Raw genomic sequence first — 12,765 nt, 5'->3', positions numbered from 1 at the left:
CTTAATTTAAGCACCATGAAATTACTGCGACCTGCACTCTCCAAAGCTTCTGCCCTTGGCAGAGCTTCGTCTGTGGGTCCTTCAAAATCGAACATTCACCGCTGGGCCTGGTTGGGCGCATTGGCGGGTGCTATTTTTTCTTTTGGATTAAATTTGCCAGCGCAATGGCTCGCCCGTGGCTTGGCAGAAGCCTCCAAAGGACAGATTCAATTGCAAGAAGCCCAAGGCTCTGTTTGGAAGGGTTCAGGCAAATTGGTTTTGACCGGCGGCGACGGCAGCCGCGATGCGCTAGCGCTTCCAGGTCGTGTGCTTTGGAAAATCAGTCTGGGCCTCAATGCCGCCAGTTTGCCCAGCGTCAAGGTGAGTCTGCAAGCGTCTTGCTGCATGCCACAGCCGGCCCAATTGCATGTTGCCCCGATGCAGACCTTGAATGCTTGGCAAGTTGAAATCGACAATCACCGCTCAGAGTGGCCCGCCCAATGGCTGAGTGGATTGGGCGCGCCCTGGAACACGATGCAGCCAGAAGGCAGCTTGGTGCTAGAGACCCAGCAACTGATGTTGCAGTGGACGCAGCAACAAACTCGCATTTTGGGCAGCTTGAATTTGACGGCCAACAACTTGTCCTCCAAGCTCAGCACCCTCAAACCGATGGGAACCTACCAGCTAAGTTTGACAAGCGACCCCGCCAACGCCGCATCTCCCAAGCTGAACTTAAGCACCCAAGCGGGCAGCTTGCTTTTGAGTGGCCAAGGCCAATGGCAAGGGTCAAAATTTCAATTTCGGGGTGAAGCGTCTGCAGTGCCTGAGCACGCAGCCGCTTTGTCAAATTTACTGAACATCATTGGACGGCGCCAAGGGGCGCGCAGTTTGCTTTCACTGGGTTGAACATCATGGCCTCACGTCTTTCCAATTCCTGCTCGACGCACTCACTCAAACCACTTAGCAGTTTGTTGTTGGTCATGTGCCTCACTGGCATTACTGGCCTCACGGGGTTCAACGGTTTGATGGGTGTTGCCCACGCACAAACCCCTGCAAGCAAGTCCAGCAAGAAAAATCCAGAGCCTGTCACCCTGAATTTCACCAACGCCGACATCGATGCCGTGGCCAAAACCCTAGCCACTTTGTCAGGGCACAACGTGGTAGTCGACCCGCGCGTCAAAGGTACCATCACCTTGACCAGCACAGTGCCTGTGCCGCCCTCGCAAGCGCTGCGTTTGTTTGCTGCTCAGTTGCGCACGCAAGGCTACTCTCTGGTGGAATCGTCGGGCCTGTATTTGGTGGTACCAGAAGCAGATGCCAAACTGCAAAGTGGTGGTGTCTCCGCAGGTGCGGTGCCGGCTTCTAACGGACAAATCGTCACCCAAATATTTCAGCTGAATCACGAGAACGCCAACAATTTGGTGCCCATTTTGCGGCCTTTGATCAGCCCCAACAACACCGTCAACGTGAACCCCGGCACCAACGCGTTGGTGATTACCGATTACGCCGACAACCTGCAACGCTTGGCACGCATTGTGGCCGCGCTCGACGTGGCCAATGCCACCGGTGTGGAAGTGGTTCAACTCAAGCATGCTTTGGCTACCGACTTGGTTCCCATGTTGCAGCGACTGTTGGACTCTGGTGCAGCCACCAACACCGCCGCACCGGCAGCAGGTCAGGGCGATGCGTCATTCAAAACCACCGTGTTGGCAGAAGCCAGAAGCAACTCTTTGGTGGTGCGAGCCGCCAATGCCCCCCGCATGGCTTTGGCGCGTTCATTGATTGCGCAACTTGATCGCCCCTCCGATTCAGGACCCAATGCGGCCAGTGGCAATATCCATGTGGTGTACCTGAAAAATGCCGATGCCACCAAGTTGGCTGTCACTTTGCGCGCTGCACTCACAGCGCAAGCAACGACGCCTTCTGGTACCACCAGCAATCCAAGCAACACGTCCACACCCAACGCCAACAATCCAAGCGGTGCCAATGCCACGTTCAATGCAGCAGGTGCGCAGCCTTCCACGGGTGGGCAAATTCAGGCCGATCCCTCCACCAACGCTTTGATCATCACGGCGCCCGAACCGCAATACCGACAACTGCGCGCCGTCATTGACAAGCTTGACGCGCGCCGTGCCCAAGTCTTTGTCGAGAGTTTGATTGCCGAAGTCAGCGCCGAAAAAGCCGCCGAATTTGGTGTGCAATGGCAAGGCCCCGTGGGCAACAAAGGTGATACCAACATTGGCCTCTTGGGCACCAACTTTAAAGTGGGTGGTGCCAATCTGATTTCTTTGGCCACGCAAGGTGCTACTGGCACTGTGGCGCCCTCAACTGGCTTGAACATGGGCATCGCCCACAACAGCAACGGCACTTATGTGCTCGGATTTTTAGCGCGTTTCTTGCAAACCACTGGTGATGGCAATGTGCTGTCAACACCTAACTTGCTAACACTGGACAACGAAGAAGCCAAAATTGTGATTGGTCAAAACGTACCCTTCGTAACAGGCCAGTACACCAACAACAACACCAATGCCGGCTCGGTCAATCCGTTTCAAACCATTGAGCGCAAAGATGTGGGTTTAACTTTGCGCGTGAAGCCGCAGATCAGTGAAAACGGCACCGTCAAATTGCAAATTTATCAAGAGGTCAGCCGTTTAGACCCAGCCTCTGTTGGCTCTGCAACTGGCCTCATTACCAACAAGCGCTCCATTGAATCGAGCGTCTTGGTTGAAGACGGCGCCATTGTGGTTTTGGGCGGTTTGTTGCAAGACGACTACGGCAACAGTCAAGAGCGTATTCCGGGCTTGAGCGATGTGCCTGTGTTTGGCAATTTGTTTCGTGCTGAATCTAGAAGCCGCAAGAAAACCAACTTGATGGTGTTCTTAAGACCCGTGGTGGTGCGCGATGCCAATGCCACCGACGGCCTGTCCATGGGACGCTACGAACAAATGCGAGGAGCGCAAGTTGAAGCCCAACCTGCTCCCAGCGCTGGACTGCCCAACGTGGGCGCACCGGTATTACCTGAAGCCAAGCGCAAACCCTGATGGCACAGCGTTTTCCTCTTCCCTATGCGTTTGCACGCAGCCAACTTCTTCTGCTTGAAGACGACGGCACGCGTCTGACGTTATGGCTTTGCCCCGACACAGCGCCCAACGCATTGTCCGAAGCAATGCGCAAATGGGGTCATGACAATTTGGGTCTTGAAATTGCCCGTGAAGAGACAGCGCAACTCAGGCAACGCATCAGCAAAGCCTATACCGCGCAATATGGCCCTGGCGAATCCAGTGCAGCAGCCGTCGTCAGTGAAGTGGAATCCGAAGCCGATTTGTCGCGCATGATGCAAGAACTGCCCGCCGTAGAAGACTTGCTAGAAACCAGCGACGATGCGCCCATCATTCGCATGTTGAATGCGCTTTTAACGCAAGCTGCGCGCGATGGCGCCAGCGACATTCACATTGAACCTTACGAACGCCACTCTAGTGTGCGTTTTAGAGTGGATGGCAATTTGCGTGAAGTGGTGCAACCCAATCGGGCTTTGCATGCAGCGCTCATCTCGCGCTTAAAGATCATGGCCGAACTCGACATTGCCGAAAAGCGATTGCCGCAAGACGGCCGCATCAGTTTGCGTCTGGGTTCACGGGCAGTGGACGTTCGTGTTTCGACATTGCCCAGCGCCCATGGCGAACGCGCAGTGCTGCGTTTGTTGGACAAATCTGAAACGCGTCTCAGCTTAGAGTCTGTCGGCATGCAGGGCAACACCTTGCACCGCTTCCAACAATTGGTGACACAGCCCCATGGGTTGATCTTGGTCACAGGCCCCACAGGCTCTGGCAAAACCACCACCTTGTATGCCGCGCTGCAAAGCTTGGACGCCACAGGCAGCAATATCATGACGGTGGAAGATCCCATCGAGTATGAGCTGGCCGGGGTGGGTCAAACGCAAGTCAACGCCAAAATTGATTTGACCTTTGCCAAGGCCTTGCGCGCCATCTTGCGGCAAGACCCCGACATCATCATGATTGGTGAAATTCGCGACTTCGAAACCGCACAAATTGCCATTCAAGCTTCCATGACCGGACACTTGGTCTTGGCCACATTGCACACCAACGACGCGGCCAGCGCAGTCACACGCCTTACCGACATGGGCATTGAGCCCTTCCTCTTAAGCTCTTCTTTGTTGGGTGTTTTGGCCCAGCGCTTGGTGCGCAAAGTTTGTACACATTGTCAAGGCAGTGGCTGTCAACATTGCGCACAAACGGGCTATGCGGGCCGCACCGGTATTTTTGAATTGCTCATTACCGATGACGGCTTGCGGGCTCAGATTCATGCCAAACAATCGGAGGCGCATCTTCGGGAAGCGGCCATGGCGGGCGGCATGGTGTTGATGCGCGAAGACGGCGAGAGATTGGTTCAGTTGGGCATTACCAAAGCCGAAGAGTTGCTGCGCGTGACGCGGGACTGAGTTAGCTTTTTAATTCATCGCCATCACTATGCCCGCCTACTCTTTTGAAGCCTTACAAAGTGACGGCGCCCTTCGCAAGGGCGTGCTGGAGGCAGACAGTGCCAAAGCTGCTAGGAGTCAATTGCGGGCCCAATCTCTTGTGCCATTGGTCGTTCAAGGTCTTAGCGCCGACAGCGCCAACAAAAAAAGTATTTGGCAATTAGAAATTGGCTCGCGCAAATGTTTCTCTGCACAAGAGTTGGCCGTTTGGACACGGCAATTGGCCAGCTTGGTTGGCAGTGGTCTGCCGCTAGAGCGCGCATTGACCGCGCTAAGCGATGAAGCCGAATCTGAAAAACAAGCTCACCTCATTGCCAGTCTGCGCGCAGAAGTCAATGCAGGTTTGGGTTTGGCCAAAGCCATGGGACAACACCCCGCTGAGTTTTCTTCGCTGTACACCGCCGTCATCAGTGCGGGCGAGCAAGGCGGCAACTTAGGCCAAGTGCTGACGCAGTTGGCCGACGATTTGCAAGATCAACAAGCGCTCAAAGCCAAGCTCTTGAGCGCCTCCTTGTACCCCGCCATAGTGAGTCTCATTGCACTGGTCATTGTGATTTTCTTGCTAAGCACCGTGGTGCCGCAAGTGGCCCAAGTGTTTTCGGGCAGCCAAAGAAAATTGCCAGGACTCACAGTGGCCATGTTGGCTTTGAGTGATTTTGTTCGCAACCAAGGATGGCTTTTGCTGTTAATGCTGGTTGTGACGTGGGCTGGTTTTTATCAAGCCATGAAACAAACTGCGCTGCGTATTCGATTTGATGCCGCGTTTTTGCGTTTGCCGGTTTTGGGCAGATTGGCCACGGGCTACAACACTGCTCGCTTTGCCAGTACCTTGGCCATGCTGACGGGTGCAGGAGTGCCTATTTTGAAAGCCATGCAATCGGCGGCCGACACCCTGTCTAACCAAGCCATGCGCGCCGACGTCTTGGATGCCTTGGTGCTGGTGCGCGAGGGTGCGCCCTTGGCCATGGCTTTGGGTCAGAAAAAACGCTTTCCCAGTTTGCTGGCCATGTTTGCCCGCTTGGGCGAACAAACGGGCCAATTGCCCGTCATGTTGCAGCGCGCTGCACAGCAGCTGTCTTCAGATGTACAGCGCCGAGCCATGGCCCTGGCCACCATCTTGGAGCCCTTACTGATTGTTCTCATGGGTGGTGTGGTCATGGTCATTGTGTTGGCGGTGTTGATGCCCATCATGGAACTCAACCAATGGGTCAAGTAATGTTGAACGCCAGTGTCACAACTTCAAGGAGCGCGCTATGCCAGTCAGCTTAGACGGTCAGTTGGTGGTGGCCATTTCATCGCGGGCGCTGTTTGACTTTGAAGAAGAAAATCAAGTCTTTGAGCAAAGCGACGACCGCGCCTACATGAAGCTTCAACTCGAACGCCTTGAAGCGCCCGCCAAACCCGGCGTGGCTTTCTCATTGGTCAAAAAGTTGTTGGCCTTTAACGATGCCACCACGCAACGTGTTGAAGTGGTTATTTTGTCGCGCAACGATCCTGTGTCTGGCATGCGCGTTTTCCGGTCTGCGCAGCACTATGGCTTGCCCATTCAACGCGGCAGTTTTACGCGAGGCCAATCACCTTGGCGTTATTTAAAACCGCTCAATGCCAATTTGTTTTTGTCGACGCACTTGTCCGATGTGCGTGCCGCTTTGGATGCGGGCGTGCCCGCTGCACAGGTTTATCCCAATTCAGCCCATGCATCAGAGGCTCATCCGCATGAAGTGAGAATTGCTTTCGACGGCGACGCGGTGCTTTTTTCAGACGAGGCCGAACGCGTGTTTCAAGCTGAAGGTTTGTCAGCGTTTCAAGCCCACGAACATGCCAAGGCCGCGCAACCCTTGTCGGCCGGCCCCTTCAAACCCCTGCTCACAGCCTTGCACCGTTTGCAACAAGAAGGTACGCCAGCCATGCGCATTCGCACAGCGCTGGTGACGGCACGCAGCGCCCCCGCGCACGAACGAGCCATTCGCACCCTGATGCAATGGAACATTGAAGTGGACGAGGCCATGTTTTTGGGCGGTTTGGCCAAGGGCGAATTCTTGAAAGAATTTGAGCCCGACTTTTTCTTTGACGACCAAACGGGTCACATTGAATCGGCATCGCAGCATGTGCCTGCAGGTCATGTGGCCAGCGGTGTCAGCAATCCGCCTAGCTCGCTGCCCGAATAATCAGGTTTCAGACGAATTGGTGGGCGAAGGCAGTTCTTTTCGATTGCCCTCTCGCCGAGCAATCCAAACTGTCGACACCAAAATGACTGCGGCACCCATCCAGGTCCATTGACTGGGCAAGTCGCCAAACACCATCCAACCTAACAGAGACGCCCAGATCAAATCCAAAAATCGCAAGGATTGCGTGGCAGAAATGTCAGCCACACTGAAGGCGCGCGTCAGGCTGTAATGACCCAAAGTGCCCAACACGCCCGTCACCATAAAGCCGGCCCATTGGATTAGCGTAGGTTGTTGCCAGTTGAGCAGCGCCAAAGGCAGACTGAACAAAGTGACTGTGATGGACTGCCACATCACAATGACCCCTGGTTTTTCTGTGCGGGTTAGATGTTTGGTGATGAGAAAAGATGCCGCAAAAACAGGCGAGGAAGCCAGCATGACCAAGTTGTACCAGCCCCCTTTGCCAGACAAATTAGGGAAGACCACCAACATCACACCGGCAAAGCCAATGATGGCCGCAATCCACCGGTCTTTGCGCATGGGCTCACCCAAGAACCAAGCCGCCCCCAACATGATGAAAATGGGTCCGGTAAAACCGATGGCGGTCATGTCTGCCAATGGAATGTGCGGCAAGGCGGTGAACCAAAACATCAATCCAACTGTGTGAACACCCCCGCGCCAAAATTGGCCCTTCCAGTCGTTAGGAACATAAGCCTGAATACCCTGATGCCACAACAGCGGCAACATGACAATCAGCCCGCAGAAATAACGTAAGAATTGCGCTTCAAACGGGTCCATTTGCATCGTGAAATAACGAGCAAGGGTGTTGAGCATAGAAAACATCACGCCGCCGATAGCCATCCAAATCATGCCGCGTACAGGTGGCGGCAAGCGATGAAACTTTCGAGAATGCTGTAAACGGGTCAGCGCAAACAAACGCTGAATGGATGTCGGTACGAGTTTTGGCACGCACTCACTATAAATGAGAACCTGTATAGCTGTAGTCTCTCGCGTTACCCGCGCACCATGAAAAACGAGCCCGCAGGCCCGTTTTTTTAATTGAAAAGTTAGAAATTAACTGTTTTGCAAAGCCGCAATGCGCTCCTCAATGGGCGGATGCGTTGAGAACAACTGACCAATGCCACCGGCAATGCCCATGGCCGCAACACTCTTCGGCAAATCGGCTGTGTGCAGACCGCCCAAGCGAGCCAAAGCATTCATCATGGGTTGTTTGCGGCCCATGAGCTGGGCAGCACCGGCGTCAGCACGGAACTCACGATGGCGGCTAAACCAAGCCACCACAATGGCAGCAGCAAAGCCCAAGACGATGTCCAACACGATGGTGGTAATCCAATAACCCATGCCAGGGCCTGTGTTTTCTTCGTCGTTTTTGCGCAAGAAGCTGTCAACCGCATAACCCACCACGCGCGACAAGAACACCACAAAGGTGTTCATGACGCCTTGGATAAGGGTCATGGTGACCATGTCGCCGTTGGCAATGTGCGCCACTTCGTGGGCCAGCACGGCTTCAATTTCTTCGTGGGTCATGTTTTGCAACAAACCTGTAGACACGGCCACCAGGGCTGAGTTTTTGAAGGCACCCGTTGCGAACGCATTGGGGTCGCCTTCGAAGATACCGACTTCAGGCATGCCAATGCCGGCCTTGTCTGACAGCTTTTTAACGGTGTCGACCAACCATTTTTCGTCGGCGTTGCTGGGTTGTGCAATGACCTGGACACCCGAACTCCACTTGGCCACGGGCTTGCTAATGAGCAATGAAATGAAGGCGCCACCAAAGCCCATGATCAGGGCATAACCCAAGAGGGCGGTCAAATTCAAACCATTGGAGGTGAGGAATCGGTTGACACCCAACAAACTGGCCACCAAACCCAACACCAGCACCACAGCCAAGTTGGTCAAGACAAACAAAAGAATACGTTTCATGAGGATTTTCTATCCACCGCCCAGCGAAGGCCAAGCGCACAGCCTGAATGTTAGGGTGGGCGGCCACAAAATCAAGTGAGGGCCCTTAATTCCTCAAAATAGAACGGAATTAAGCTGCGGCGACAGCCGTTTTCAGGGGGCGAAAGACTTGGGCGTCCTCATAAAAGGCGGCATCTTGGTTGTCTGCCCACCAGCCCGGTATACCCAAGACCGGCGTTGGCAAAAATGGCTTTTGGGCCAATTTGGCAGCTTGCAGGTCTTGCGCCAGCCACGCATCCCACTCCGCCGGTTGAATGCCATTGGGCACACGCCATAAATGCACGGTGATGGCTTTATAGGGCTTGACCAATTTTTCCAAAGCCGCATGGCCAAAAATTTGAATATGGGCTTCTTGCCAAAGTGCGCGGTGGGTCACAAATGCGGTTTGCCATTGGCGCGTCTGCAATGCCTCCCAAAGCACATCTGGCAGTTGAATGAGGCATGCATTTTCATCAAACACCGTGACGGCATCGCGCACCGGTCCCCTTACAGCACCGACGCCTTGCGCTTGAATGGCAGACGCCTGCAGATGGTTTAATTGTTTTTTGGCAAGCGGAAAGTGCATCCAACACAAAGCGTTGAAAAAATCATGCAGGCCATCTCGTGTGGGCACGCTTTGGGTGTCATGAATGAACTGCTCGTAGGCTTGACCTTCGGGCAATGCCGATTGGGCGACAAAGTGCACAGGGCACGCAGGTGCGGTCTTTTTCTTTTGAAGTGCAGTCAGGGCGTCATTGCACGCCTGAAAAACTGACACACCTTGGTCTGCCTTCAGGCTCAAAGGCTCTCCGATATCACGCCAGGCTTGCAGCCATGGCGCAGACCAATCGATTGGATCGATCAGGCTGAGGCCACTCGCCATGGCAAAGCTTCACCAGAACGCAAAGGTTTTAAATCGGCTTCCCCAAATTGGAAAGTTTCGGGAGGGGTCCAAGATTCTCGCTTCAAGGTGATACTGCCTGTGTTGCGGGGCAAGCCATAAAAGTCTGCGCCATTGAAGCTGGCAAAGGCTTCGAGCTGGTCCAGCTTGCCCACGCTGTCAAAGGCTTCTGCGTACATTTCCAAAGCAGCGTGTGCCGTGTAGCAACCCGCGCAACCTGTGGCATGTTCTTTTAAATGCGCCGGATGGGGTGCGCTGTCGGTACCCAAGAAGAAGCGTGCGTTGCCCGAGGTTGCGGCATTGAGCAATGCCACACGATGCGTTTCACGCTTGAGCACGGGCAAGCAATAGTAGTGCGGGCGAATACCACCCGTAAAAATGGCATTGCGGTTGTAAAGCAAGTGATGCGCAGTGAGCGTGGCGCCCACAAAGCGATCGGCAGACATGACGTAGTCGGCAGCGTCTTTGGTGGTGATGTGCTCAAAGACAATTTTGAGCTCGGGAAAATCACGGCGCAAGGGAATGAGTTGCGTCTCAATGAAGGCCGCTTCACGGTCGAACAAATCGATGTCGCTGCTGGTCACTTCTCCGTGCACCAACAACAGCATGCCAACTTTTTGCATGGCAGCCAGTGTGGGGTAAATCTTTTTGAGATCGGTCACGCCCGCATCGCTGTTGGTGGTGGCACCTGCAGGATAAAGTTTGCAAGCCACCACACCTGCCGCTTTGGCTTTGACAATTTCTTCGGGTGGCAAATTGTCAGTCAGGTACAAAGTCATGAGGGGTTCAAACTGAACACCTTTAGGTACGGCCGCCACAATGCGCGCCTTGTAGGCCAACGCCAACTCTGCGGTGGTGACGGGTGGCTTCAAGTTGGGCATGATGATGGCACGACCAAACTGCGCCGCAGTGTGGGGCACCACCGTGTTGAGCGCTGCGCCATCGCGCACATGCAAATGCCAATCGTCAGGGCGAGTGAGGGTGAGTGAGGCGGTGAAGGTTGAAGTCATTGTGTATTGCCAATTAAGATTTTTGCAAAGCGGGGTCGAGCAAAGTATGAAGGTCTTGTTCTGCCAAGGCGTAGGTGCGCACCATGTCACGGGTATTGTGCAAGGCCTGCAAGAGTTCCAAGGCTTGCATATACAGCGCCTCGCCGGCTGGCGTTAAGGTGGTGGGGTAAGAACTGCGATTGATCAGGTCTGTGCCAGCCCAAGCCTCCAGTGACTGGATGCGCCTAGAGAAAGCCGGCTGCGTAACATGGCGCAGCTGAGCGGACCGGCTAAAACTTCGCGTTTCAGCCAAGCTCACAAAGTCTTCAAGCCACTTGGTTTCCATAAGGGCATTATCTCGCAGTTGGCCCCACGCCAATAAGCACTTTCAAGCCGCCGTACTTTCAGAACTTGCCTCTGTGTTTTGCTGCAACGACCACATCTGTGCGTATCGGCCATTGAGCTGAAGGAGCTGGGCGTGGTTGCCGCGCTCGATGATGTGACCCGCTTCCATGACCAAAATTTCGTGGGCATCGACCACGGTGGACAGTCGGTGGGCAATGACCAAAGTGGTTTTGTTTTGCGCCGCACTGGCCAACTCGGTCTGAATGGCGCGCTCGTTGGCAGAGTCCAACGCAGAGGTGGCTTCATCAAAAACCATGATGGGCGGATTTTTGAGCAAGGTGCGGGCAATGGCCACGCGCTGCTTTTCACCGCCTGAGAGTTTCAAACCGCGCTCACCGACGGAGGTGTTGTAACCCTTGGGCGTGGACGCAATGAAGTCATGAATGCGGGCCGCTTTGGCCGCTGTTTCAATTTCTTCTTGGGTGGCGCCCGTGCGGCCATAGCCAATGTTGTAAGCCACGGTGTCATTGAACAGCACGGTGTCTTGGGGCACGATACCCAAAGCTTTGCGCACACTGTGCTGTGTCACTTGGCGAATGTCTTGGCCGTTGATGCTGATACGGCCTTGCTGCACATCATAAAAACGGAACATCAAGCGGGCCAAAGTGGACTTGCCAGAGCCAGAAGGTCCTACCACTGCCACTGTTTTGCCAGAAGGAATTTCAAAGCTGATGTTGTGCAAGATGGGTCTGTCTGGCTCATAGGCAAACGACACATTTTCAAACTTCAGGTGGGCACTGTGCTGGCAGTTAAGGTCGGGCGCATTGGGCGCATCGGCCACTTCACGCTCACGGTCCATCAGCACAAACATTTTGTCCAGGTCGGTCAAGCTTTGTTTGATTTCGCGGTACAGCACGCCCAAGAAGTTCAAGGGAATGTAGAGCTGAATCATGAAGGCGTTGATCATGACCAAATCGCCCAATGTCATGCGCCCGTCCACCACGCCTTGCGTTGCGCGCCAGAGCATGCCCACCAAGGCCACGGCAATGATCAGTTGCTGTCCGGTATTGAGCAAAGACAGTGACGTTTGCGACTTGAGTCTGGCGCGCCTTAAGCGCTCTAAACTTTGATCGTATCGGTTGGCCTCGTAGGCTTCGTTGCCAAAGTACTTCACCGTCTCGTAGTTGAGCAAGGAGTCGATCGCTTTGGTGTGCGCGGCCGAATCAAATTCGTTGGCTTCTTTTCTAAAGTGCGTGCGCCATTCGGTAATGCGCACCGTAAAGAAAATGTACAAACTGAGTGCGGCCAAAGTAATCCAAGCAAACCAAGCATCAAACTTGACAGCCAAAATACCCAGCACCAAAGCCACCTCAATCAGAGTGGGCACAATGCTGTACAAAGAATACGAAATAAGCGACTCAATGCCGCGCACACCGCGTTCGATGTCACGGGTCATGCCGCCAGTTTGGCGGGCCAAGTGAAAGCGCAAACTCAAAGCATGCAAATGCTGAAAAGTTTCTAAGGCAATGCTGCGCGCGGCACCTTGTGTGGCTTTGGCAAACACCAGTTCACGGAGCTCTGTGAACGCAGACGTCATGAGCCTAAGTGCACCATACCCCACCAACAATGCCGCTGGCACCACCAACACCAGCGTGGGATCGTTTGGCTTGAAACTCATGGCGTCGATGAGGTTCTTGAGCAGAATAGGTACGCTAACATTGGCCAACTTGGCACCCACCATGAACAGCAAAGCGGCCGCCACCCGCCACTTGTAGGTGAGCAAATAGGGCAGCAATCTTTTCAGGGTTTGGCTGTCTTTGTCTTTGTGAGTGTCTTTTGGCAAGTCTTTGGCATTGCTTGCAGAAGCAGTCGAGCTTTCACCGTGGTGGCGCATGGGTCACAATCTGAGTCAGAATCAAGGCCTCA

General features: G+C 54.2%; 10 protein-coding genes and 1 pseudogene. 5 read left to right on the top strand and 6 right to left on the bottom strand.

Annotated features, from left to right (window positions below):
• Nucleotides 1–15: 15 nt before the first annotated feature.
• The 5 genes from gspN to AMM03_RS08320 all read left to right on the top strand — a co-directional run bounded on the left by gspN (nucleotide 16) and on the right by AMM03_RS08320 (nucleotide 6,645).
• On the top strand, nucleotides 16–885 hold the full coding sequence (gene gspN, locus AMM03_RS08340) for a type II secretion system protein N (protein WP_090130312.1): 870 nt from the start codon (nucleotides 16–18) through the stop codon (nucleotides 883–885).
• Nucleotides 886–959: 74 nt separating this feature from the next.
• Nucleotides 960–3,020: a type II secretion system secretin GspD gene (gene gspD, locus AMM03_RS08335; protein WP_090130804.1), complete on the top strand. Its 2,061-nt coding sequence runs from the start codon at nucleotides 960–962 to the stop codon at nucleotides 3,018–3,020.
• Entirely contained in the window at nucleotides 3,020–4,438 is a 1,419-nt protein-coding gene (locus AMM03_RS08330) for a GspE/PulE family protein (RefSeq protein WP_090130310.1), read from the top strand. Before gspD ends, AMM03_RS08330 begins: the two co-directional genes overlap by 1 nt.
• A 28-nt stretch (nucleotides 4,439–4,466) precedes the next feature.
• The gene (gspF, locus tag AMM03_RS08325; protein ID WP_090130308.1) at nucleotides 4,467–5,693 is read left to right on the top strand and encodes a type II secretion system inner membrane protein GspF; all 1,227 of its coding nucleotides are present in this window, start codon (nucleotides 4,467–4,469) and stop codon (nucleotides 5,691–5,693) included.
• Between the two features lie 37 nt (nucleotides 5,694–5,730).
• The gene (locus tag AMM03_RS08320) at nucleotides 5,731–6,645 is read left to right on the top strand and encodes a 5'-nucleotidase (RefSeq protein WP_090130306.1); all 915 of its coding nucleotides are present in this window, start codon (nucleotides 5,731–5,733) and stop codon (nucleotides 6,643–6,645) included.
• Here the strand turns inward: AMM03_RS08320 and AMM03_RS08315 are convergent, their stop codons facing one another.
• The 6 genes and pseudogenes from AMM03_RS08315 to AMM03_RS08290 all read right to left on the bottom strand — a co-directional run bounded on the left by AMM03_RS08315 (nucleotide 6,646) and on the right by AMM03_RS08290 (nucleotide 12,733).
• Complete coding sequence (locus AMM03_RS08315; protein ID WP_228764613.1) at nucleotides 6,646–7,611, bottom strand: DMT family transporter; 966 nt, start codon at nucleotides 7,609–7,611, stop codon at nucleotides 6,646–6,648. It lies immediately after the preceding gene.
• A gap of 105 nt (nucleotides 7,612–7,716) precedes the next feature.
• A complete protein-coding gene (htpX, locus tag AMM03_RS08310) occupies nucleotides 7,717–8,586 on the bottom strand; it encodes a protease HtpX (protein WP_090130302.1) in 870 nt (289 codons plus the stop codon).
• Nucleotides 8,587–8,695: 109 nt separating this feature from the next.
• The gene (locus tag AMM03_RS08305) at nucleotides 8,696–9,487 is read right to left on the bottom strand and encodes a DUF3025 domain-containing protein (protein WP_090130300.1); all 792 of its coding nucleotides are present in this window, start codon (nucleotides 9,485–9,487) and stop codon (nucleotides 8,696–8,698) included.
• The gene (gene pyrC, locus AMM03_RS08300; RefSeq protein WP_090130298.1) at nucleotides 9,466–10,515 is read right to left on the bottom strand and encodes a dihydroorotase; all 1,050 of its coding nucleotides are present in this window, start codon (nucleotides 10,513–10,515) and stop codon (nucleotides 9,466–9,468) included. Before pyrC ends, AMM03_RS08305 begins: the two co-directional genes overlap by 22 nt.
• A 49-nt stretch (nucleotides 10,516–10,564) precedes the next feature.
• Nucleotides 10,565–10,840: pseudogene (locus tag AMM03_RS08295) on the bottom strand (LysR family transcriptional regulator); the annotation flags it as partial.
• Nucleotides 10,841–10,882: 42 nt separating this feature from the next.
• Nucleotides 10,883–12,733: an ABCB family ABC transporter ATP-binding protein/permease gene (locus tag AMM03_RS08290; RefSeq protein ID WP_090130296.1), complete on the bottom strand. Its 1,851-nt coding sequence runs from the start codon at nucleotides 12,731–12,733 to the stop codon at nucleotides 10,883–10,885.
• Nucleotides 12,734–12,765: the final 32 nt, after the last annotated feature.

It is taken from the genome of Limnohabitans sp. Rim11, assembly GCF_001269365.1.
Classification (GTDB): Bacteria; Pseudomonadota; Gammaproteobacteria; order Burkholderiales; family Burkholderiaceae_C; genus Limnohabitans_A.
The sequence above is the reverse complement of the archived record's forward strand: the minus strand, read 5'-3'. Positions and strand labels throughout refer to the sequence as shown.